General features: G+C 62.6%; 22 protein-coding genes. 11 read left to right on the top strand and 11 right to left on the bottom strand.

Annotation, left to right across the window (positions count from 1 at the left end):
* Positions 1 to 83: 83 nt before the first annotated feature.
* Both ttcA and G7020_RS11010 read left to right on the top strand, forming a co-directional pair.
* A complete protein-coding gene (gene ttcA, locus G7020_RS11015; RefSeq protein ID WP_181084318.1) occupies positions 84 to 908 on the top strand; it encodes a tRNA 2-thiocytidine(32) synthetase TtcA in 825 nt (274 codons plus the stop codon).
* A gap of 625 nt (positions 909 to 1533) precedes the next feature.
* Complete coding sequence (locus G7020_RS11010; protein WP_181084316.1) at positions 1534 to 2631, top strand: 3-deoxy-7-phosphoheptulonate synthase; 1098 nt, start codon at positions 1534 to 1536, stop codon at positions 2629 to 2631.
* Positions 2632 to 2642: 11 nt separating this feature from the next.
* Here the strand turns inward: G7020_RS11010 and G7020_RS11005 are convergent, their stop codons facing one another.
* A complete protein-coding gene (locus G7020_RS11005) occupies positions 2643 to 3995 on the bottom strand; it encodes a class II 3-deoxy-7-phosphoheptulonate synthase (protein ID WP_181084314.1) in 1353 nt (450 codons plus the stop codon).
* 190 nt (positions 3996 to 4185) lie between these two features.
* On the bottom strand, positions 4186 to 4608 hold the full coding sequence (locus tag G7020_RS11000; RefSeq protein ID WP_181084312.1) for a hypothetical protein: 423 nt from the start codon (positions 4606 to 4608) through the stop codon (positions 4186 to 4188).
* Positions 4609 to 4841: 233 nt separating this feature from the next.
* Between G7020_RS11000 and G7020_RS10995 the strand changes: the two genes are divergently transcribed.
* From G7020_RS10995 to G7020_RS10985, 3 genes are all read left to right on the top strand, one after another.
* A complete protein-coding gene (locus tag G7020_RS10995; protein ID WP_423835653.1) occupies positions 4842 to 5591 on the top strand; it encodes a spermidine synthase in 750 nt (249 codons plus the stop codon).
* Between the two features lie 149 nt (positions 5592 to 5740).
* Positions 5741 to 7903 (top strand): methyl-accepting chemotaxis protein, encoded by a 2163-nt coding sequence (locus G7020_RS10990; protein WP_181084308.1) that lies wholly within the window; start codon positions 5741 to 5743, stop codon positions 7901 to 7903.
* A gap of 328 nt (positions 7904 to 8231) precedes the next feature.
* On the top strand, positions 8232 to 9893 hold the full coding sequence (locus G7020_RS10985) for a DEAD/DEAH box helicase (RefSeq protein WP_181084306.1): 1662 nt from the start codon (positions 8232 to 8234) through the stop codon (positions 9891 to 9893).
* A gap of 81 nt (positions 9894 to 9974) precedes the next feature.
* On the opposite strand, the gene G7020_RS10980 is transcribed toward G7020_RS10985, so the two are convergent.
* From G7020_RS10980 to mmsB, 3 genes are read right to left on the bottom strand one after another with little or no spacing between them, the layout of a single operon-like run.
* Entirely contained in the window at positions 9975 to 11126 is a 1152-nt protein-coding gene (locus tag G7020_RS10980) for an acyl-CoA dehydrogenase family protein (RefSeq protein ID WP_181084304.1), read from the bottom strand.
* Positions 11127 to 11183: 57 nt separating this feature from the next.
* Positions 11184 to 12239 (bottom strand): enoyl-CoA hydratase/isomerase family protein, encoded by a 1056-nt coding sequence (locus G7020_RS10975; RefSeq protein ID WP_181084302.1) that lies wholly within the window; start codon positions 12237 to 12239, stop codon positions 11184 to 11186.
* Positions 12240 to 12241: 2 nt separating this feature from the next.
* Positions 12242 to 13132 (bottom strand): 3-hydroxyisobutyrate dehydrogenase, encoded by an 891-nt coding sequence (gene mmsB, locus G7020_RS10970; RefSeq protein ID WP_181084300.1) that lies wholly within the window; start codon positions 13130 to 13132, stop codon positions 12242 to 12244.
* 196 nt (positions 13133 to 13328) lie between these two features.
* Here mmsB and G7020_RS10965 point away from each other — a divergent pair, with 196 nt between their 5' ends.
* Positions 13329 to 14096: an SDR family NAD(P)-dependent oxidoreductase gene (locus G7020_RS10965; RefSeq protein WP_181084298.1), complete on the top strand. Its 768-nt coding sequence runs from the start codon at positions 13329 to 13331 to the stop codon at positions 14094 to 14096.
* Positions 14097 to 14164: 68 nt separating this feature from the next.
* Here G7020_RS10965 and G7020_RS10960 read toward each other — a convergent pair whose 3' ends face one another.
* The gene (locus tag G7020_RS10960; RefSeq protein ID WP_336509717.1) at positions 14165 to 14458 is read right to left on the bottom strand and encodes an HU family DNA-binding protein; all 294 of its coding nucleotides are present in this window, start codon (positions 14456 to 14458) and stop codon (positions 14165 to 14167) included.
* A 280-nt stretch (positions 14459 to 14738) separates the two neighbouring features.
* On the opposite strand from G7020_RS10960, the gene G7020_RS10955 reads away from it, so the two are divergent.
* The 4 genes from G7020_RS10955 to G7020_RS10940 are packed head-to-tail and all read left to right on the top strand — an operon-like array spanning position 14739 to position 16131.
* Positions 14739 to 15065, top strand: a complete 327-nt coding sequence (locus G7020_RS10955; protein WP_181084294.1) for an ArsR/SmtB family transcription factor — start codon at positions 14739 to 14741, stop codon at positions 15063 to 15065.
* Positions 15065 to 15499 (top strand): YeeE/YedE family protein, encoded by a 435-nt coding sequence (locus tag G7020_RS10950; RefSeq protein WP_181084292.1) that lies wholly within the window; start codon positions 15065 to 15067, stop codon positions 15497 to 15499. Before G7020_RS10955 ends, G7020_RS10950 begins: the two co-directional genes overlap by 1 nt.
* Positions 15500 to 15503: 4 nt before the next feature.
* Positions 15504 to 15923: a DUF6691 family protein gene (locus G7020_RS10945; RefSeq protein WP_181084290.1), complete on the top strand. Its 420-nt coding sequence runs from the start codon at positions 15504 to 15506 to the stop codon at positions 15921 to 15923.
* A 16-nt stretch (positions 15924 to 15939) separates the two neighbouring features.
* The gene (locus tag G7020_RS10940) at positions 15940 to 16131 is read left to right on the top strand and encodes a YgaP family membrane protein (protein ID WP_181084288.1); all 192 of its coding nucleotides are present in this window, start codon (positions 15940 to 15942) and stop codon (positions 16129 to 16131) included.
* A 45-nt stretch (positions 16132 to 16176) separates the two neighbouring features.
* Here G7020_RS10940 and G7020_RS10935 read toward each other — a convergent pair whose 3' ends face one another.
* The 4 genes from G7020_RS10935 to G7020_RS10920 all read right to left on the bottom strand — a co-directional run bounded on the left by G7020_RS10935 (position 16177) and on the right by G7020_RS10920 (position 20166).
* Complete coding sequence (locus G7020_RS10935; protein ID WP_181084286.1) at positions 16177 to 16557, bottom strand: rhodanese-like domain-containing protein; 381 nt, start codon at positions 16555 to 16557, stop codon at positions 16177 to 16179.
* Positions 16554 to 18332, bottom strand: a complete 1779-nt coding sequence (locus G7020_RS10930) for a SulP family inorganic anion transporter (RefSeq protein ID WP_181084284.1) — start codon at positions 18330 to 18332, stop codon at positions 16554 to 16556. The genes G7020_RS10935 and G7020_RS10930 overlap by 4 nt, the downstream gene beginning before the upstream one ends.
* Positions 18333 to 18357: 25 nt before the next feature.
* The gene (locus G7020_RS10925; protein ID WP_181084282.1) at positions 18358 to 19221 is read right to left on the bottom strand and encodes an MBL fold metallo-hydrolase; all 864 of its coding nucleotides are present in this window, start codon (positions 19219 to 19221) and stop codon (positions 18358 to 18360) included.
* Positions 19222 to 19323: 102 nt separating this feature from the next.
* Positions 19324 to 20166, bottom strand: coding sequence for a TlpA family protein disulfide reductase (locus G7020_RS10920; protein WP_181084280.1), 843 nt, complete (start codon positions 20164 to 20166; stop codon positions 19324 to 19326).
* 188 nt (positions 20167 to 20354) lie between these two features.
* Between G7020_RS10920 and G7020_RS10915 the strand changes: the two genes are divergently transcribed.
* Positions 20355 to 20732: a DUF6746 family protein gene (locus G7020_RS10915; protein WP_181084278.1), complete on the top strand. Its 378-nt coding sequence runs from the start codon at positions 20355 to 20357 to the stop codon at positions 20730 to 20732.
* Positions 20733 to 20756: 24 nt separating this feature from the next.
* Here G7020_RS10915 and G7020_RS10910 read toward each other — a convergent pair whose 3' ends face one another.
* On the bottom strand, positions 20757 to 22346 hold the full coding sequence (locus G7020_RS10910; protein ID WP_181084276.1) for an ABC-F family ATPase: 1590 nt from the start codon (positions 22344 to 22346) through the stop codon (positions 20757 to 20759).
* Positions 22347 to 22498: the final 152 nt, after the last annotated feature.

Genomic DNA, 22498 nt, shown 5'->3' with positions numbered 1-22498 from the left:
GCAAAGACGGAAAGGATGGACTGGGGCGATGCGCGCTTTGCGCGTAAAATGCGCGCCTTTCGTATTCCAACCGGATTCCAGACATGGGCAACCTTTCGGTCAACCAGAACAAACTGCAGAAACGCCTGCGCCGCCTGGCCGGTGAGGCAGTCACCGACTTCAACATGATCGAGGAGGGCGACAAGGTGATGGTCTGCCTGTCCGGCGGCAAGGACAGCTACACCATGCTCGACGTGCTGCTGTACCTGCAGAAGGTCGCACCCATCCGGTTCGAGATCGTCGCGGTGAACATGGACCAGAAGCAGCCGGGCTTTCCCGAACATGTGCTGCCCGAGTATCTCAAGAGCCTGGGCATCGACTACCACATCGTCGAGAAGGATACCTATTCGGTGGTCAAGGAGAAGATCCCGGAAGGCAAGACCACCTGCTCGCTGTGTTCGCGCCTGCGTCGCGGCACGCTCTACACCTTCGCCGACGAGATCGGTGCGACCAAGATGGCCCTCGGTCATCATCGCGACGACATCCTGGAAACCTTCTTCCTCAACATGTTCTACGGCGGCACGCTCAAGGCCATGCCGCCCAAGCTGCTCTCCGACGATGGCCGCAACGTGGTGATCCGTCCGCTGGCCTATTGCAGCGAGAGCGACATCGAAGCCTATTCGCAGATGAAGGAATTCCCGATCATCCCGTGCAACCTCTGCGGCTCGCAGGAGAATCTGCAGCGCCAGGTGGTCAAGGACATGCTGCGCGAGTGGGAACGCAAGTCGCCGGGCCGCACCGAGATCATGTTCCGTGCGCTGCAGAACGTGGTGCCCTCGCAACTGGCCGACCGCAGCCTGTTCGATTTCAAGAGCCTGCGCATCGACAACGACGCCACGCCGCGCTTCGTCGATGTGATGAGCCTTTAAAGGCAAACGTCGATTAAAGACGCTGGAGGCTGGAGGGAAGCGGGTGGATGTCGCTTTTGACATCCACTGTGACTCCGCTTGTCGGGTTGGTGAAGCGTAACCCGACCTACAAAACCCCAGCCATTTGTAGGTCGGATTAGCTGAAGGCGTAATCCGACGATCCGCAGGCGTATCCGACGACTTGCAGCTTGCGACTCGAAACATTAAGGTTGTTGCCAATCAGGAGTTGAACATGTCCCTCAGCCTCGCTTTCCAGTCCATTGCCAACGCCAGTGCCACGTGCACTGCGCAGTTGCGTGGGCAGATGATCGCGGCTGCGGGTTATTACTTTGGGTATTGGTTTAGCCGCAGGCGCGTCTGATACCCCAACAGGCGCCCCAGCAAACAGGGTCGCCACCAAACGTTTTTTCAAACCCCGGTCGGCTACCCGACCGGGGTTTTTGTTTTTTGGCCAAACAATCTGCACAACGAGGAATACAGCATGAGCACCTATTACCGCACCGACCGTTATTACCGCCACGACTGGCGATTTAGCCGCTTCACCGCTGCCCCGACACCCCCTGAACGAACACACGATTAGCGCCGTCGCGGGATTGCCCGCGATGGCCGAAGGAACCGCCAGCTCATGAATGCTTCCGTCACTACCCAGAACGCCGCTGTCCAGCTTGATCTCGCCGAAGTCTCGGCTCCCGTTTCCATCCCCGCTCGCCGCAGCGCCCAGCCGTTGCCCAGCCCCGCCGTGTTGCGCCAGCGCCTGCCGCTGAGTGCCGCGCTCGCCGAACGTATCCATCACCACCGCAACGCCGTTCGCGCCGTGCTCGATGGCTGCGACCCGCGCCTGCTGGTGGTGGTCGGTCCCTGTTCCCTGCACGACCCGCTTTCCGCGCTGGAATACGCCCGGCGCCTGGCCGAACTGGCGCCGCAGGTCGAAGACCAGTTGCTGCTGGTAATGCGCACCTACGTGGAAAAGCCGCGCACCACGGTCGGCTGGAAAGGGCTGCTCTACGACCCGCACCTGGACGGCAGTGGCGACATGGCCGAAGGCCTGCGCCTGTCGCGCCGGCTGATGCTGGACATTCTCGATACCGGCCTGCCCATCGCCAGCGAACTGCTGCAGCCACTGGCGACCAGTTACTTCGACGATCTGCTCGCCTGGGCCGCCATCGGTGCGCGCACCAGCGAGTCGCAGATTCATCGCGAGATGGTCAGCGGACTGGACCTGCCGGTGGGTTTCAAGAACGGCACCGACGGCAGCCTCGGCATCGCCTGCGACGCCATGCGTTCGGCGGCGCACCCGCACCGGCATTTCGGCATCGATGATCTGGGGCATCCGGCGCTACTGGAAACGGTGGGCAATCCCGATACGCATCTGGTGCTGCGCGGTGGGCACGCCGGGCCGAATCACGATGCCGAAAGCGTCGCAGCCGCTCGCGCTGCGCTGGGGAAGCAGGGCATCGCCGCACGGATCATGGTCGATTGCAGCCACGCCAACAGCGGCAAGAACCCGCTGCGCCAGCCGGCGGTATTGCAAGAAGTCATCGCTCAGCGGCTGGCGGGCGACCCCAGCCTGCGTGGCGTGATGCTGGAAAGCCACCTGTTCGATGGCTGTCAGCCGCTGGGTGATGCGTTGCGTTATGGCGTCTCCATCACCGATGGTTGCTTGGGCTGGGATGCCACCGAGAAATTGCTGCGCGGCGCCGCCGAACGACTGCGCAGCCAATAGGCCGCTGCGACCTATGCGTTCGGGCGCAGTTGCTTCAGGGTTTCTGCGATCATGAACGCCAGCTCCAGCGACTGATCGGCATTCAGCCGTGGATCACAATGGGTGTGGTAGCGATCACCCAGGCCGTCTTCGGTGACGGGCCGCGAGCCGCCGATGCACTCGGTGACGTTCTGCCCGGTCATCTCGATATGAATGCCGCCCGGATAGCTGCCTTCGGCGCGATGCACATCGAAGAACTGCCGCACCTCGGCCAGCACTCGCTCGAATGGGCGGGTCTTGTAGCCGCTGGAGGCCTTCATTGTATTGCCGTGCATGGGGTCGGAACTCCATAGCACCTGGCGGCCTTCGGCCTGCACGGCACGGATCAGCCGGGGCAAGCCGGCTTCCACCTGGTCCGCGCCCATGCGCACGATGAGGTTCAGACGGCCCGGATCGTTTTCCGGATTGAGAATGTCGATCAGGCGGATCAGCTCTTCGCTGTCCATGCTCGGGCCGACCTTCACGCCGATGGGGTTGCCCACGCCACGCAGGAATTCCACATGGGCGCCGTCCAACTGGCGGGTGCGGTCGCCGATCCAGAGCATGTGCGCCGAACAGTCGTACCAGTCGCCGCTGAGGCTGTCCTCACGCACGAATGCCTGCTCGTAATTGAGCAGCAGGGCTTCATGGGCGGTGAAGAAACTGGTTTCCCGCAGTTGCGGCATGTTGTCCATGCCGCAGGCGCGCATGAACTTCAGCGCCTGGTCGATTCGCGCACCCAGCTGATGGTACTTCTCGGCCATCTGCGAATTGGCGATGAAGTCCAGATTCCACTGGTGGACCTGATGCAGATCGGCAAAACCGCCCTGGGCGAAGGCGCGCAGCAGGTTCAGGCTGGCGGTGGACTGATGGTAGGCCTGCAACAGACGCTCGGGGTCCGGTACGCGGCTTTTCTCGTTGAAGTCGATGCCATTGACGATATCGCCCCGATAGGCGGGCAGGGTGACGTTACCGATGGTTTCCTCACCCGCTGAACGCGGCTTGGCGAACTGACCGGCCATGCGCCCGACCTTCACCACAGGGCAACTGGCGGCGAAGGTCATGACGATGGCCATCTGCAGCAACACCTTGAAGGTGTCGCGGATCTTCGTCGCGGAGAACTCGGCAAAACTCTCGGCGCAATCGCCGCCCTGCAGCAGAAAGGCACGGCCCTGGGTTACTTCGGCAAACTGCCGCCGCAGCTCACGCGCCTCACCGGCGAATACCAGCGGGGGCAGTCCCGTCAGGGTTTGCTCGACACGCTGCAAATGCGCGATATCAGGGTACACGGGCTGCTGCTGAATGGGCTTGCTCCTCCAGCTGGCGGGGCTCCAGGTCGGGTTCATCGGATTATTTCCATGGCAAAAAGTGCGGGGATTTTACCTGACGCGATGAGAGGATGCTGATAGTTGCGGGTTATGGGCCGGACGAAGGTGTACACACTCAAAACCAAAAAGAGTGCATATGTCGAGGGTGGATTCCCACGCGGAGCGTGGGCGGCGAGGCGCTCCTTCTGCTGTGTGTTGGCCGGCAGAGTCAGGTATTGCTGAGCTCCTGGAAAAGCTGTGTCATGGCGCTCATCAGGCTGCTTGTCAGGGCGCTGATGCTGGCTTGAAGCCCGGCCAGTTCGAGTTGTTTGGTTTCCTGGCTCAGGCTGGTGTCTGCCGTGGCTCTGGCCAGCTGTTGTTGCTGTTCATGCAACTGCCGCTGAAGGTCGCGGATGTACTCCAGCAGACGCTGGATTTCTTCGGGCAGTTCATAAGGGCTGCTTTCACCTTGGCTGCCGCCGGGTTGGCTGGTTTGGCCCAGGGCGGAGAGCGCCCGGCCCAAGGAAGAAATATCTACGCTATCGGCCTGGCTGGATGGTGAGCGATTGTTTTCCGGTAGGGCAGGGTTGGCCAGGCTTGTTGTCCTGGCTGGCAGGCCGGATATGTTGGCCACTTGGGGTATCAGGCGCATGGCGTGATTGCAGTCTCTCTGTTCGTGACCTTTGTTTCGGCCAGTGGCCATTATTCTTTATCACTCCTGAGGCAGTTGCGTTTGTATATGCTGGAAAACAGCTGAAGCACCTGCACAAACAGGCATCTTTCTGCTGGTTCCCACCGGGTTGACAGTTCGCGGGCATGGCCGCTCCTACTGCGTTCGGGCGGGGCGTCGAAGATGGTTTCATCCCTCATCAGGAGCAAATGATAGTGGGCAGGCAGGAAGTAATACTGGCTGAAGTGCGCGATGAGTTCGGTCTGGTGCGCGTGCTGGAGGTCGGGGATTATCGTTTTCTCGAATTTGGTGCGGCGGTGGAGCAGAGCTGCGTATTCACGGCGGCGCCGAGCTGGCTGGAATACGACTACACGCGCGCCATGCTGATGGGTGGGTTGTTGCACCCAGCGCCGGAGACTGCGCTGTTTCTCGGGCTGGGTGCGGGGACGCTGACCCAGGCGTGTCTCGAATTCCTGCCGCTGGACGACGTCGAGGCCATCGAGTTGCGCCCGGCGGTGCCGGAGCTGGCGATGCGTTATCTGGGCCTGCAGAACGATGCGCGCCTGTACATTCGTATTGGCGATGCGGTGGAACTGCTGGAAACGGCGGAATCGGCTGACCTGATTTTCGTCGATCTGTATACCGATGTCGGGCCGGCGGCGGCTCATCTGGCCTGGGTCTTTCTCAAGCGCTGCCAGGAAAAGCTCAACCCCGGCGGCTGGCTGATCATCAATCAGTGGGGCACCGAGGATGACAAACCGCTGGGTGCGGCGCTGCTGCGGGGTTTGTATCACCGACATTACTGGGAATGCCCGGTGAAGGAAGGCAACGTGGTGCTGTTCGTACCGGCGGTCCTGGAGCAATCGCTGGATCTGGACGGGTTGCGCCAGCGCGCCGCCGAGCTGGCGCCGCGCCTGGGCTATTCGCTCGACTCATTGATCGGGGCGCTGCGACCGGCGAGCTGATTGCCCTGTTCTGGTGCGTGTTGCGGCGGAATTCTCTGCGCCTGCCTTTTAGCGAGGCGTAATGAGCCGCCGTCCGGGGATGAAACCGGCCTGGAAGCTGGTCTGTTAATTGCAATTTGCCATGGTATTCCTGTACGCAAGGAGCCGCCGTGAGCAGCCTTCAAAGTCATCTGATGCAACTGTCTTCCCGCGAACGTCACTGGCTGCCCTGGCTGGGTGGGACGGGCAAGCTGGCCATGCGCTGGTCGTGCTGGCTGAATCGCCACAGCGTTCCGGTTGTGGAGGATATATTCGAGGGGATCGCCCAGTCGCGGGCGCGTATCCTGCAGCACTGGGCGGCGGCGCACTGGGAGCAGTTGGGCGATTTGGCCACCAGCCTGGGGGCGGACGTTCTGCATGTGAGCGTTGCGGAGCTTGAGGCGAAGCGTGCGCAGATGGCCGATCCTTCCGAGCTGTTCGTGCTCGATCTCCAGGGGCGGGTGATCGCCTCGACCTGCGCCGCCCATGTTGGCCAACAGGATCTCGATAGCCGCGCCGTGGCCGAGGGCCTGCGCAGGCCGTTTCTGCACGGGCCGTATCCTGATGCGCTGACGCAACGGCTCGGCCCCACGACTTCGCGTTTCCATGATGCCGTGACGCTGATGTTCTACCAGCCGGTAGAGATTGCCGGGAAAGCCATCGGCTGCATCTGTGCCCGCGTGCCCAACGATGTGCTGGGCGACCTGATCCAGCGCGAGGCCGGGCATATCTATCCCGAGTCGGGCGACAACTATCTGTTCATGGTCGAATCGCGTTTCGACAGCAGCATCCAGCCTGGCACGGCGCTGTCGCGCTCACGCTTCGAGGACTCGACCTTCAGTCACGGCGACAATCTCAAGAGTGGCATTCGCACGGCCTGGGGCACGGTGCGGGTGCAGCAGCATACCGAACTGGAGCTGCGCTTCACTGATCCGGCCACCGGACAGCTGCATCCGGGGGTTCGCGAAACCATCGCCAGGGGCGCCAACCTGTTCGTTACCTATCCGGGGTATTCCGACTATCGGCATATCCCGGTGGTCGGCAAGGGCATGACCTTTCAGATGCAGGGCTCGCCGGATCGCTGGGGCATGATGTGCGAAGCCGATCTGGAGGAGGTCTATCGCCGCCGTTCGCTGAGCGTCGGGCTGATGAAGACCTACCTGCTCACCGTGACCACATTGTTCTTCGCCGGCGGCCTGCTGCAGGCATTCAGCGGACTGTCGCAGCCGCTGCTCCACGCGCTCAACGCCTTGTTGCTGCTGCTGGGCGCCTGGGTCTTCGCCGCGTTCGGTCCGCGACGGCTGGCGGCGCGGATGCAGGCCATGACCGACGTGATCCGTACCCTGGCGGAGGGCGAGGGCAACCTGCGCCAGCGCATCGACAGCGCGAGCATGCCGCGCGACGAGAGCGGCGACATGGGTCGCTGGATCAACAGCTTCATCGACAGCCTGGACACCGTGGTCGGGCAGGTCATTCATGTGTCCAGGCACGTTCGCCAGGACAACGAGCTGATGCTGGAGCGCAGCGGCGAGGCGGGCCAGACCACCAGCGAGGTCGCCGAATCGATTCATCAGTTGCTGTTGCTGGTGGAAGAGCAGCTTGGCGAAATCCAGCAGGCCTCGATGACCGCCGAGGACATGAAGGCCGCCATGGATGACGTCGTCACGCGTGCCCGCGAACGCTTCGATATCGTCCGTGAGGGCACCGAATCCATTCGCGACGTGGTGCAGCGCTCGGCCCGGAGTGTGCAACTGCTCGACAGCCGCATGGGCGAGATCGACGAAATCGTCGGGCTGATCAGCGACATCACCACCCAGACCAACCTGCTGGCCCTGAACGCCGCGATCGAGGCGGCGCGTGCCGGCGATCATGGGCGCGGTTTCGCGGTGGTGGCCGGCGAAGTGCGCTCGCTGGCCCAGCGCACCGCCAAGGCCGCGGAGGACATTCGCAGCAAGATGGAAAGCCTGCAGCAGGAAACCCGTCAGGCGGTGTCGTTCATGGAAAGCGGGGTGACCAATGTCGATAGCAGCCTGCGTCTGACCCAGGAGGCCTCATCGGAGAACGTGCATTTGCACCAGACCGTCGAGCGCATGTTCGACATCATCAAACAGCTCAACGAGCGCAGCCTGCATTACGGCCAGACCATCCGGGGTGTCGATCAGGCCTCCAGCGAAATGGGCCAGACCCTCGGCGTGCTGCAGGACAGCGCCGAGCGCGTGCGCCATACCGCTGGCAAGCTGCAGCAACTGGTCGGGCGTTTCCGCGTCAGCGCCGCCAACAGCGAGGCCGCCTGAGTCGGGAGTCTGGCAGGGCACGCCGAACCTGTCAGGCGTGCCCTTGGGGTAATGACCGGCTGCGCAGGCTCTACGCAAAATACGCGCACAGGCGCACAAATTCCGGTATAGTACGCGCCGGCTGAAACCCAGCCTGCGTTCAGGTACTGCAACACACGAAGCGCTGCTTCGGCTGCTATCCGCTTTCGCGGCTATCCTTGACGATTCATCATTCATTCGTTTTCGCAAACCCCGCCGACCAAGGCTGCCAGGGTGACCCGTCTCCGGGTTTTACATGGCATGCGCAGCTTCGGAACATGGGTCTTTGCGGAGCATCAGGAAAAGACCCATGACCCAGGAAATCGGCGGCTTTGCCGCACTCGGTATTCATCCCGCTGTACTCGCTGCCGTTGCCGCAGTGGGCTACGAAGAGCCTTCGGCAATCCAGACTCAGGCCATTCCGGTCATTCTCGGCGGCCACGACATGATCGGCCAGGCCCAGACCGGTACCGGCAAGACCGCAGCCTTCGCGCTGCCATTGCTGTCGAAGATCGACCCGGCGCGTCGCGAAGTGCAGGCGCTGATCCTCGCGCCGACCCGTGAGCTGGCGCTGCAGGTTGCCACCGCGTTCGAAACCTATTCCAAGCAGATGCCCGGCGTTGGCGTCGTCGCCATCTACGGTGGCGCGCCCATGGGGCCGCAGCTCAAGGCCATTCGCCAGGGCGCGCAGATCGTCGTGGCGACGCCGGGCCGTCTGGTCGATCACCTCAGCCGCAACGGCGCGCTGCTGTCGACCGTGCAGTTCCTGGTGCTCGACGAAGCCGACGAAATGCTCAAGCTGGGCTTCATGGATGACCTGGAAGTCATCTTCGAAGCCATGCCGGAAAGCCGCCAGAGCGTGCTGTTCTCCGCCACGCTGCCGCATTCGATCCGTGCCATCGCCGAGAAGCACCTGCGCGAGCCGCAGCACATCAAGATCGCCGCCAAGACCCAGACCGTCGCCCGTATCGAGCAGGCGCATCTGATGGTCCATGCCGATCAGAAGATTTCAGCGGTGCTGCGTCTGCTGGAGGTCGAGGACTTCGACGCCCTGATCGCCTTCGTGCGGACCAAGCAGGCCACCCTGGATCTGGCCGCCGCGCTGGAAGCCAGGGGCTACAAGGCCGCCGCGCTGAACGGCGATATCGCCCAGAACCAGCGTGAGCGCGTCATCGAATCGCTCAAGGATGGCCGCCTGGACATCGTGGTCGCCACTGACGTCGCCGCACGCGGTCTGGATGTGGCGCGCATCACCCACGTATTCAACGTGGACATGCCCTACGATCCCGAATCCTACGTGCATCGTATCGGTCGTACCGGTCGCGCCGGTCGCGATGGCCGTGCGCTGCTGCTGGTGACGCCGCGCGAGCGCCGCATGCTGCAGGTCATCGAGCGTGTCACCAATCAGAAGGTGGCCGAAGTTCGCCTGCCCAATGCGCAGCAGGTGCTCGATGCCCGCATCAAGAAGCTCACCAACGGCCTCGCGCCGCTGGTCGCGGACGCCGAAGCCAGTCATGGCGAGCTGCTCGACAAGCTGGTTGCCGATATCGGTTGCAGCCCGCGTGCACTGGCTGCCGCACTGCTGCGCAAGGCGACCAATGGTCAGGCGCTGACCCTGGCTGAAGTCGAGAAAGAGCAACCGCTGGTGCCGAACAGCGGCCCGCGCGAGCGTTCCGAGCGCCCGGAACGCAGCGGTGACCGCGAGCGTCGTGCGCCGATCCCGCTGGGTGAAGGCCGCGCTCGTTGCCGCACGCCGCTGGGTGCCCGTGACGGCATCGCCGCGCGTAACCTGCTGGGCGCCATCCTCAACGAGGGTGGGCTGGCCCGCGAAGCCATCGGTCGCATTCAGGTGCGTGACAGCTTCAGCCTGGTCGAGCTGCCGGAAGAGGGCCTTGAGGGCCTGCTCGGCAAGCTCAAGGATACGCGCGTAGGTGGCAAGCAGCTCAAGCTGCGTCGTTATCGCGAAGATTAAAACCAGCCGTTTCGGCTAGGCTTTAAGGGTGTCAAAGCGAAGGGTGGACTGAAAAGTCCGCCCTTTTTTGCGTCTGCAGGATCAAAGATCGTAATTGCTCAGCTCCCGGGCGATCAGCAGGCGCTGGATCTCGCTGGTGCCTTCGTAGATCTGGGTGATGCGTGCGTCGCGGTAGTAGCGCTCCACCGGATAGTCCTCCAGATAGCCATAGCCGCCGTGGATCTGCATGGCCTTGGAGCAGACGTACTCGGCGGCCTCGGAGGCGAACAGCTTGGCCTGGGAAGCCTCCGACAGGCACGGCAGCTCGGCGCTGCGCAGGCGTGCGGCATGCAGGATCAGCAGGCGCGCCGCATTGAGCCGGGTGTGCATGTCGGCGAGCATGTTGGACACGCTCTGGTGCTCGATGATGGGCTTGTCGAACTGCACGCGCTCACGCGCATAGGCCAGCGCCGCCTCGAATGCCGCACGGGCGATGCCCAGCGCCTGGGCGGCGATGCCGATGCGACCGCCTTCCAGATTCGACAGGGCGATGGCCAGGCCCTTGCCGCGCGGGCCGAGCAGGTTGGCCTCGGGGATACGGCAGTCGCGCAGGCTCACGCCGCAGGTGTCCGAGGCGCGCAGCCCCATCTTTTTTTCCAGGCGGTCGACGACGAAACCGGGATTGTCGGTAGGTACCAGAAATGCCGACAGTCCCTTCTTGCCCAGTTCGGGGTCGGTGACGGCGAAAACGATGGCGATCTTCGCGCGCCTGCCGTTGCTGACGAACTGCTTGGCGCCGTTGATGACCCATTCGCCATTTTCCAGTACAGCGCGGGTACGCAGGTTGTGTGCCTCGGAGCCGGCCTGCGGTTCGGTCAGGGCGAAGCAGCCGATGGCGCGGCCAGCGGCAAGATCGGGCAGCCACAGGTTCTGCTGCTCGGCGGTGCCGTACTTGAGGATCGGCCCGCAGCCGACCGAACTGTGCACGCTCATCAATGCGCCGAGGGCACCATCGCCGGCGGAGATTTCCTCGACGGCCAGCGCATAGGCGACGTAATCGACATAACTGCCGCCCCAGGGCTCGGGCACGATCATGCCGAGCAGGCCGAGTTCGCCCATGTGCGTCACGACCTGATCGTCGATCCAGCCGGCTTTGGCCCAGGCCAGGGCCTTGGGTGCGACCTCGGCGCGGACGAAATCGCGTGCCATGTCGCGGATCATGCGCTGCTCTTCGGTGAGTTCGATGTCGTGCATGGCGGCGATCCTTCCGTTCAGAGGGTGTTTGAGCTGGCTGTTGAGGATGGCCCGCTCCTACGAACGTTTAAAAAAATCGGCGATACGCTGTGGGGTGACTTCAGCCAGCGTAGGTGGGTTCCAGCGCGGATTCCTGTCCTTGTCCACGATCAGCGCGCGCACGCCTTCGATGAGGTCGCCACGGTCGAACCACTGGCGATCCAGATGCAGTTCCATGGCAAAGCATTCGGCAAGGGATAATGTGCGTCCGCGCCGGAGCATTTCCAGGGTAGCGCTGACCGCCAGTGGCGAACGGCTGTCGAGGGTCTTCAGGGTTTCGACAGCCCAGTCGCGGTACTCGGGGCGTTGTTCGGCTGCCAGGGAGTCGAGGATCGCCGGGATGCTGTCGTGGCCGAAGTGCTGTTCGATGGCCGGCGCCAGGGACTTGAACGACGCCTCTGGCAGTTCGCTGGCGGCCATCGAGGCGAGCAGGTTATCGAGGATTTCGCTGGCCGGAGCACTCCAGTCCTGCTGGTCGAGGCGCTGCTGGAGCTCGGCGAAGCGTTCGTGGGGCACACAATGGTCGGCGAGCCCGGTGTACAGGGCATCGGCGGCGTCCACATGGTTGCCGGTCACGCCCATGTAGATACCGAGGTTGCCAGGCACGCGCGGCAGAAAGTAGCTGCCGCCGACATCCGGGAAATAGCCGATGCCGACTTCCGGCATGCCCATGCGCGTGCGTTCGGAAATTACCCGCAGCGAGGCGCCCTGAACCAGGCCCATGCCGCCGCCGAGCACGTAGCCATTCATCAGCGCCAACAGCGGCTTGCTATAGGCGTGAATGTACTGGTCCAGCGCGTACTCTTCTTCGAAGAAGTCCCAGCGCAGGTTGTCGCCATTCTTGTGGCTGTCGTAGAGCATGCGGATATCGCCGCCGGCGCAGAAGGCCTTTTCCCCGGCGGCGCGCAGGACCACGGCCAGGATCTCCTGATCATCTGCCCATTGCTGCAACTGGCGGTGCAGGATACGCACCATCGGCAGGGTCACGGCGTTCAGGCCGGTCGGACGATTGAGGGTGAGGTAGCCGATGCGGTTGCGAACTTCGACCAGTACGGGTGCTTCGGTTGGGGACATGCTCAGTGTTCCTGACGGTAGAGTTTGATGATCGCAGAGAAATCCAGCGCGCCGTCGCCCTCCAGGCTGAAGGCCTGGTAGAGCTGCTGGGCGAGTGCTCCGAGGATAACCGGCTGACGCACCTGTCTGGCCGCCTCGCTGGCCAAGCCCAGGTCCTTGAGCATCAGGTCGCTGCCGAAACCGCCGCTGTAGCCGCGTGAGGCGGGGCTGTTTTCCACGACGCCGGGAAAAGGATTGTAGATTTCCGAACTCCAGCAGCGGCCACTGGAGGCATTGATCACGCCGGCCAGCACCTTGGCGTCCATGCCGAGGGCGACGCCCAGGGACATGGCTTCGGCCACGCCGATCATGGAAATGCCCAACAGCAGGTTGTTGGCGACTTTGGCCACCTGGCCGTTGCCGCTGTCGCCGCAGTGGACGATGTTCTTGCCCATCGTCGCGAGAATCGGCTCGGCCTTCTGAAAGTCCGCCTCGTTGCCGCCGACCATGAAGGTCAGGGTGCCGGCTGCCGCGCCCACCGTGCCGCCGGATACGGGCGCGTCGAGCATCGGGTTGCCCTGGCTGGCCGCCGTCGCGGCGACTTCGCGGGCAGTCATGGGGTCGATGGTGGAGCAGTCGATCAGCAGCACGCTTGCCGGGACATGACCCAGCAACCCGTCATCGCCGAGATAGACCTGCCGCACATGCGCCGCCGCCGGCAGCATGCTGATGATGACCTCGACGCCCGCCTGAGCGATGGCGATCGGCGAGGCGGCTGCCTGAGCGCCGGCTTCCATCAGGCCGGCGAGCGCCGTGGTGGAAGGATCGAAGACGCTGAGTCGATGTCCGGCCTTGAGCAGGTTGCGGGCCATGGGCCCACCCATGTTGCCGAGTCCGAGAAAACCGATATGCATGGATGTTTCCTGTTTTTGTAGGCGGTGCCGTTGTTTTGAGCCTAGCAGGCCTGGAGCGGTGGGCCGTCACGAAGCGGGCGCCTTTATTTGCGACGGCGGCGAAAAGCGCTCGAAATTTTCGTCCCGAGGACGGACCATAGCCTGCCTACAGACAACCGCGATGTCTCTACGGGCGTCGCCATTCGAGAGGATACGCATGAACAGCAAGGTCGTTTTCATCACCGGCGCCACGTCCGGGTTCGGTCGTGCCACTGCACGCCGTTTCGCCGAAGATGGCTGGTCGCTGGTGCTGACGGGGCGCCGTTTCGAACGGCTGGAGATGCTGAAAGAAGAGCTGGAAGCCAAAGTGCCGGTGCATATCGCCAGCCTTGATGTGCGCAGTATCGAAGCGGTGAAAGAGGTGATCGCGCAACTGCCCGAGGGGTTTCGTCAGGTCACTTGCCTGGTCAATAACGCCGGCCTGGCACTGGCCCCCGAGTTGGCGCAGCAGACCGATCTGAATGACTGGCACACGATGATCGATACCAATATCACCGGGCTGGTCAATGTCACCCACACGCTGCTGCCGACGCTGATCGAGACGGGCAAGGGCGCCAGCATTATCAATATCGGCTCGGTTGCAGGCTCCTGGCCCTATCCGGGCAGCCATGTCTATGGCGCCAGCAAGGCCTTCGTGCAGCAGTTCAGCTACAACCTGCGTTGCGATCTGGTGGCTACCGGTGTGCGGGTCACGGATATCGCGCCGGGCCTGGCCGAGACGGAGTTCACCCTGGTGCGTAACAAGGGCGACCAGGCGGCATCCGATGCGCTGTACAGCACGACTACACCGCTGACTGCGGAAGATATCGCCGAGCAGATTTTCTACGTCGCCACATTGCCGGCGCATATCAATATCAATCGGCTGGAAATCATGCCGTCGCGGCAGGCCTGGGCGGGTTTTGCGATTGATCGCGACAAGGTGTGACGCGGCTGCGAAAGGAGGGGTGTGTCAGGCGCTGTGTTCAGCTGAGCGCCAGCGCCTGACCAGCGGAATCAGTTCACTGCATCCTTGAGTGTCTTGCCTGGCTTGAAGCCTGGCAGCTTTGCGGCAGAAATCTTGATGGTGGCGCCAGTCTGCGGGTTACGACCGTCGCGGGCGGCGCGCTCCTTGACGGCAAAGGTGCCGAAGCCGACCAGGGTAACGCTGTCACCGTTCTGCAGGGTGTTGGTGACGCTTTCGGTAAAGGCATCGAGTACGCGGGTTGCGGTGGATTTTGGAATGTCCGCAGAGGCGGCGATCGCTTCAATCAACTCGGCTTTGTTCACAGGTATGGCTCCAGATTGGATGGGGTGGTCAGTATAGGCAGCGTCGTGCTTCGTCGCCTGCGGCAAATTCCCTCTTTTTCAAAAAATAACGACTCCGGCGCCTGATACCGGTGGCGCATACGGTGCTGGAAGCGTGGTAGAGCGGATGCGCTTGAGCTCTGGACCTTCACCGTAGGCAAGGGTTCAGCTATCCCGGCAAGCCTGCCCCTGCCATTTTCGGCGGTATCAAATACAGGCTGGGGTATACTTGTATTACAATCTATAAATAAATATATTGTTTTTTAATTAAGTGAATGGCCGTATGAATAGCGAATCTCACACGCTGAATATTCAGCAGCTCAAGGTCAATGCTGCCGAGGCGAGCCAGTTGCTCAAGGCGCTGGGCAATGCCGATCGCCTGTTGTTGCTCTGCCAGCTGTCCCAGGGCGAGCGCAATGTCAGCGAGCTGGAAACCCTGCTTGGGATTCAGCAGCCGACCCTGTCGCAGCAGCTGGCCGTGCTGCGCCGTGAAGGCTTGGTGGCGACCCGCCGTGACGGCAAGCAGATTCATTACCGGATCAGCAGTCCGGAGGCTTTGGCAGTCATTTCCACTCTGTACAGACTGTTTTGCGAGAGGGAAGCGCGCTGATGACGATTGACTGGCTGAATGTCAGCCCCTGGAGTGCGTTGGCTGGTGGTGCCCTGATCGGCCTGTCCGCCGGCTTCTTTGCCGCGTGCAATGGCCGCATCGCCGGCATCAGTGGTCTGCTGGCCAGTCTGGTGGAAGAGGGCGCCGAAGGGCGACTGGAAAAAGGGCTGTTCATCCTGGGCATATTGCTGACGCCGCTGCTCTGGTCGGTTTTTACCGAGCTGCCTTCGGTCACTTTCGAAAGCGGCTGGCCGGCGCTGCTGCTGGCCGGCTTGCTGGTCGGTGTCGGCACGCGCTATGGCGCGGGTTGTACCAGTGGGCATGGGGTTTGCGGCCTTTCGCGGCTGTCGCCGCGTTCGCTGGTGGCCACCTTGACGTTCATGGCGGCGGGGTTTGCCACGGTGTTCGTCCTGCGTCACGTCATGGGAGGTTGAACGGATGCGTCAACTGACTGCGTTGATGGCCGGCCTGGTGTTTGGTATCGGCCTGCTGCTGTCCGGCATGGCCAACCCGGCCGAGGTGCTGGGTTTTCTCGATCTGGCCGGTGCCTGGGACCCCTCGCTGGCGCTGGTGATGGTCGGCGCCATAGGAGCGGCCATCCTGCCGTTGAACTGGGCGAAGCGTCAGTCACGCTCGCTGCTGGATGTGCCCATGCGGCTTCCACAAAAGCGCGATATCGATCGACGGCTGATTGGCGGCGGATTGCTGTTCGGCATCGGCTGGGGTATCGCCGGCATCTGCCCCGGTCCTGCCGTGGCGATGCTGCTCAGTGGGTATTGGCAGGTTCCGCTGTTCGTGCTCGCCATGCTCGCCGGCATGTTTCTGTTCTCTGCGCTGGAATCCCGGCGCACACCATGACCTGGAGGTCAGTCAGATGAAAAGCAATATCGGAACCCTTGATCGCGCCCTTCGGATAATCGTTGGCCTGGTCCTGATCGGGCTGACGCTGGCGGGTGTCATCGGCCTCTGGGGCTGGATCGGCCTGCTGCCCGTCGCCACCGGCATTTTCCGTTTCTGTCCGGCCTATCGCCTGTTGGGCATCAATACGTGCAAGCTGCGCGGCTAGCAAGGGCGCTTCGGCAGCCGGGCTCGGACTCGGCTGCCGGCGGGCTCAGTCGAAGCTGGGCATCTCCGGGTGAATGACCGGCAGACCGGCTTCGGTCCAGGCATCGAAGCCCCCGGCAATGGAACGGACCGCGAAGTAGCCCATTTCCTGCAGTGAAACGGCGGCCAGCGCGGCGCGGCCACTGGTCTTGCAGTAAAGGACGATGCGCGTATCGCGAGGGCTGAGTTCCGGCATGGCGGCGAGCTTGAATTCCAGCAGGCCGCGTGGAATGTTCAGGGCGCCATTGATATGGCCGGCGTGATATTCGTCGGCTTCACGTACATCGATCACTACATCGGCCTCGCTGATGGCTGCTGATGCGTTTGTCGAAGGGACTTCAGTGATCTTCGAGCGTGCCTGCTCGACAAGGTCGTGTGCGCTTTTCATGGTTCCGCTTGCCTCTCTGAAAGTGAGGGTGAATGTGCGCCATCGAGCGCCTGGCGCGTGGTGTCGGGGGCGAGGGTTTTCAGAGCTTCGAACTGGCTGAGAAACACCTGGCCGCCGAAATGCTGGAGAAAATCCGACTTGCGCAGCCTGTCCATCACCGGACTCTTGACCTCCGATAAATGCAGCTGGACACCGGCGGCCCGTAGCCGCTCACTGATGGTTTCCAGGCTTTCCAGAGCACTGGCGTCGATCAGGTTGATGCCGGGACACATCAGTACCAGATGCTCGGCATCCGGATACTGGCCGATGAGTTTGGCGATTCGGTCTTCGAGAAAACGTGCGTTGGGGAAGTAAAGGCTTTCATCCACCCGCACGGACAGTACCTTGCTGCTCTCGATCACGGCGTAGCGCTCGACGTTGCGGAAATGCTCGCTGCCCGGCACCTGTCCGACCACTGCCACATGGGGCTGGCTGGTACGCCAGAGAAACAGCAACAGCGACAGCCCGGCACCGAGCAGAATGCCCGCTTCGACCCCGATCAGCAGTACGCCGAGCATGCTCGCCGCCATGGCCGCGCCGTCCTGGCGGGAATAACGCCAGATGCGTCCGAGCGCGCCCAGATCCACCAGGCTCAGCACTGCGACGATGATGGTCGCGGCCAGCACCGCATGTGGCAGATCATGCAGCAACGGCGTGAAGAACAGCGCGGTGATGGCGATGCCGACCGCCGCCAGGACGCCGGCCATGGGGGTTCGGGCGCCGGCATCGAAGTTCACCACGGAGCGGGAGAAGCCCCCGCTGACCGGCAGGCCGCCGCTGAACGCCGCGGCGATATTGGCGCTGCCCAGCGCGACCAGCTCCTGGTTGGGCTCGATGCGTTCGCGGCGCCTGGCGGCCAGGGTCTGGCCGACCGATACCGATTCGACGAAGCCCACCAAGCTGATCAGCAGGGCGGCGGGCAGCAGTTGCCGCAGTAGCGCGAGATCCAGTTCTGGCAGGCTGATCGTCGGCAGGCCCTGGGGAACGACGCCCACGACCTGCACGCCGACAGTGGTCAGGTCCAGTGCTCTGACGAGCAGAATCGAGGCCAGCAGGGCCATGATCGGGCCGATCTTGCCAAGACTGTCGGCGAGCCGTGGCGCCAGGCCCAGCGCGCCCAGCCAGTTGCCCAGATGGCGTCGCGACAGATAGAGAAACAGCAGGCTGGCGCCGCCGATGGCGAGGGTGGGCAGCTGTGTCTGCGGTAACCCCTGCAGCAGCCTGATCAACAGCATCACCGCGTTATCGCCTTCCACATGGATGCCGAGGATATGCTTGAACTGGCTCAGGGCGATGAGAATGGCCGAAGCGCTGATAAAGCCGGAAATCACCGGATGGCTGAGAAAATTCGCCAGAAATCCCAGGCGCAGCAGCGCCATGCCCAGCAGCAGGACCCCGGAGAGCAAGGCCAGCACCAGCGCGGCACCGGCATATTCGGCGCTGCCGGCAATGAACAGCGGCCCCAGCGCTGCCGCGGTCATCAGCGAGATCACCGCCACCGGGCCAACCGACAGCGTGCGGCTGGTGCCGAACAGGGTGTAGGCGATCAGCGGCAGGATGCTGGCATACAGCCCGCTGATCGCCGGCAGCCCGGCCAGCATGGCGTAGGCGAGGCTCTGCGGAATCAGCATCAGGGTGACGATCACCGCCGCCAGGCTGTCGCGGCCCGCCGCGTTGCGGTCATAGGTCGCGGCCCATTGCAGGCAGGGCAGGTAGCGTGCCAGTCGGGATTTCATCGAAGGATTTCGTTTGCTGTCATGTTTACAGCTGGTTCAGTGGAATCTTCAGGTATTGGACGCCGTTGGCTTCGGCTGGCGGCAGTTCACCGGCGCGCATATTGACCTGCACGGCGGGCAGAATCAGCGTCGGCATGTCCAGGGTGGCATCGCGCGCGGTACGCATGGCGACGAATGCCTCTTCACCGATGCCGTCATGGACATGAATGTTATCCCGGCGCGAGGCGCCCACGGTGGTTTCGTACAGATGCTGCTCGCGTCCGGGTGGCAGGTAATCGTGGCACACGAACAGGCGTGTTGCGCTGGGCAACTGGAAGAGCTTGTGGATCGACCGATAGAGCGTGCGCGCATCGCCGCCGGGAAAGTCGCAGCGGGCAGTGCCGTAGTCGGGCATGAACAGGGTATCGCCGACGAATAGTGCGTCGCCGATCAGATAGCTCATGCAGGCCGGGGTATGGCCGGGCGTATGGATGGCCTGCGCCGGGAGCGTGCCGACCTGGAAGCCTTCGCCATCGCTGAACAGTTGATCGAACTGGCTGCCGTCGGTGACGAAGCCGTCCCCTGCATTGAACAGTGGACCGAAGACCTTCTGCACCTGGGTGATGTGGTCGCCGATGGCCAGCGTGCCGCCGAGCCGTGCCTTGAGCCAGGGCGCAGCGCTGAGGTGATCGGCATGTACGTGGGTTTCGAGAATCCACTGCACCTTGAGGTCGTGCCGGTGGACATGAGCCAGCAGACGCTCGGCGCTTTGCAGTGAAGTCCGACCGGATGCCGGATCATAGTCCAGCACCGGGTCGATCAGGGCACACTGACGGGTTGCCGGATCGCTCACCACATAGCTGTAGGTCGAGGTATCGGAGTCGAAAAAGGCTTCGATGCTGGCTGTCAACTGACTAGGCTCCTGTATTTTTAATACCCCGTAGGGTATTGGTCAATGCTAGCCCAGCAGGTCGATGAAGACTACCTGTGTGTTGTTATTTCGGTTCTATGGTTATTTATTGGCCTGCAGCGCCTGATCCTGAGCGTATGAGTCAGGTTGCAGGGCCTTGAGGGCATGAGACAGGCTGGCGCGGGACAGCTCGCCCAGATGACTGCCCACTTGCCGACCCTGGGCATCATAGAACAGGGTCGTCGGCAGGGCCTGCGAGCCGACGTGCTGACCGAGCCGGCCACCGCTGTCGATCAGCAGATTGCGCAGATCGAGGCCGCTGCCTTGCAGGAAACGGGTGATTTCGCCTTCACCTTCGCCCTGGTTGACGAACAGGAAGACGACTTCATCGTGGTTTTCCTGGGCTTCGGCCAGCACCGGCATTTCCCGGCGACAGGGCGGGCACCAGGTAGCCCAGAGATTGATCACCAGCGGCTTGCCGGTGTAATCCTCCAGCTTGACCGGCGCACCTGAAATGTCACGCAAGGCCATCTCGGGCAGGCGCGTGCCTTGCTCGAAAGCGTGCCAGCCAAGGTTGCTGAAGCCCCAGCTCAGCACGCCCACGGCCAGCGCGGCGCCCAGTGGTTTGCGCAGCTCGGCGTTGCGCCAGAGCAGCCAGCCGCCGGCCAGCAATGCGGCGAGAATGCCGGGCCAGGGGATAAAACCGCCGTCGCGGATATCCAGCATGCCCCACCAGTTGTCGCTGAATGCCTCGAAATACACCACCACGAAGGCCAGCCGCGCCACCACAAGGGCCAGCAACAGAAGACGAAACACCTGGCGCTCGGGGTTTCGCCGGTGTCGCCGGCCCACCCACCAGCCGGTCAGCACTGCCAGTAGCAGGCTGACCATCAGCAACAGCTGCGGAATGCCAAGCACCAGTGGGCCAATATTCAGGGTGAGCATCGGTCTTGTTCCTTCTTCATTCGTCGGATGGCCGCGCCACTGTACCCTGCAAGAGGCTGTGACGCCGTGGTGGGCGGGTCGCAGGATGTTGCGACATTGGGCCGCGCTTTGTATTGGCAGGCTTTATTGCGAATAATTTTCATTGACGCTATGTTTTCTGCATTCTATCCATGACCAAGAGAGCGACCATGCAGACTTCATTTCGCCTGTTCAGCGGGGCCATTGTTCTTGTCCTGAGTGCCGCCAGCTGGGCCGAGAGCCCCCGTCCTGCTCATTACAAGGGCGAGCCTGCAGATACCACGCAGCAGGCGGTTGCCAACCTGAACGAATACAACCCCAAGCTCGATGCGATCCTGGCCAAGGACGAGTTGACGGCGATGGACATGCATGAGGTCCACCAACTGACCTATACCCTGGAAAACGCGCTGCAGAGAATCCAGGCCGATCTGGAAACCACCGCAGCACTACTGGAAGAGGTGCACATCGCATCCGAGACGGACAAGCCTGATGTCGTCAAGGCGCGCGGCAAGGCTTATCTGGAAGGTGCCCGCGCGCTGGTCAAATAGACCGGAACGCGCGGAGGAGGGGGTTTAAACCAGTACGCCCTGGCTGCGCAGGTAATCATCGTAGGTGCCGCTGAAGTCGGTCACGCCAGACTCGGACAATTCGATGATGCGCGTGGCCAGTGAGCTGACGAATTCGCGGTCATGGCTGACGAAGATCAGCGTGCCCGGATAGTTCTCCAGCGCCAGGTTCAGCGCCTCGATGGATTCCATGTCCAGGTGGTTGGTGGGTTCGTCCATCACTAGCACGTTGGGCTTTTGCAGGATCAGCTTGCCGAACAGCATGCGGCCTTGTTCGCCACCGGAAATCACCCGCACCGATTTGAGGATTTCGTCGTTGGAGAACAGCATGCGGCCCAGGGTGCCGCGCACCAGCTGCTCGCCGCCCTGGGTCCACTGGCCCATCCAGTCGAACAGGGTCATGTCGTATTCGAAGTCGTCCGCATGATCCTGCGCGTAATAGCCGGTTTCGGCGCTTTCGGTCCATTTCACCGAGCCGGCGTCAGGCTTCAGCTCGCCGACCAGTGTGCGCAGCAGGGTGGTCTTGCCGATGCCGTTGGGGCCGATGATGGCCACGCGCTCGCCGGCTTCGACGGTGAAGCTGAAGTTCTTGAACAATGGCTTGCCATCGAAACCCTTGGCCAGGCTATCGACTGTCACGGCCTGGCGATGCAGCTTCTTGGTCTGCTCGAAGCGGATGAAGGGGCTGACGCGGCTGGATGGCTTGACCTCGTCGAGCTGGATCTTGTCGATCAGCTTGGCGCGCGAAGTGGCCTGCTTGGCCTTGGAGGCGTTGGCGGAGAAGCGGCTGACGAAAGTCTGCAACTCAGCGATCTGCGCCTTCTTCTTGGCGTTGTCCGAGAGCAGGCGCTCGCGGCTCTGGGTGGCGGCGGTCATGTACTCGTCGTAGTTGCCGGGGAACAGGCGCAGCTCGCCGTAATCCAGGTCGGCCATGTGCGTGCACACGCTGTTGAGGAAGTGGCGGTCGTGGGAAATGATGATCATGGTGCTGTTGCGCACCGTGAGAATGCTTTCCAGCCAGCGGATGGTGTTGATGTCCAGGTGGTTGGTCGGCTCGTCCAGCAGCAGCACTTCCGGGTCGGAGAACAGTGCCTGCGCCAGCAATACGCGCAGCTTCCAGCCGGGCGCGACTTCGCTCATCGGGCCGAAGTGCTGCTCCAGCGGAATGCCCAGCCCCAGCAGCAGCTCGCCGGCGCGGGATTCGGCGGTGTAGCCGTCCAGCTCGGCGAATTCGGTCTCCAGTTCGGCCACCGCCATGCCGTCTTCTTCGCTCATTTCCGGCAGCGAATAGATGCGCTCGCGCTCGGCCTTGACCTTCCACAGCTCCTCGTGACCCATGATCACGGTATCGATGACGTTGAAGTCTTCGTAGGCGAACTGGTCCTGGCGCAGCTTGCCCAGGCGCACGTTGGGTTCGAGCATCACCTGACCGGCGGAAGGCTCGAGATCCCCGCCGAGGATTTTCATGAAAGTCGACTTGCCGCAGCCGTTGGCGCCGATCAGGCCATAGCGATTGCCGTTGCCGAACTTGACGGAAACGTTCTCGAACAGCGGCTTGGCGCCAAACTGTTGGGTGATGTTAGCGGTAGAGATCAAGGCATTTTCCCAGGAAAAGAATGAAACGGCCCGTTGGCGTGGCCTGGAGCGTTCGAACAGGCACACGGGCGAAAAAGGGCGGCTAGTGTAGTGCGCTTGCGTGCCGACTGACAGGGCCGAGGGGCAAGTGGCTGCCGTTCGCGCTACCATCG

The sequence above is a fragment of the Stutzerimonas stutzeri genome, assembly GCF_013522825.1.
Lineage (GTDB): Bacteria > Pseudomonadota > Gammaproteobacteria > Pseudomonadales > Pseudomonadaceae > Stutzerimonas > Stutzerimonas stutzeri_AK.
This window is presented reverse-complemented; position numbering and strand designations above follow the sequence as displayed.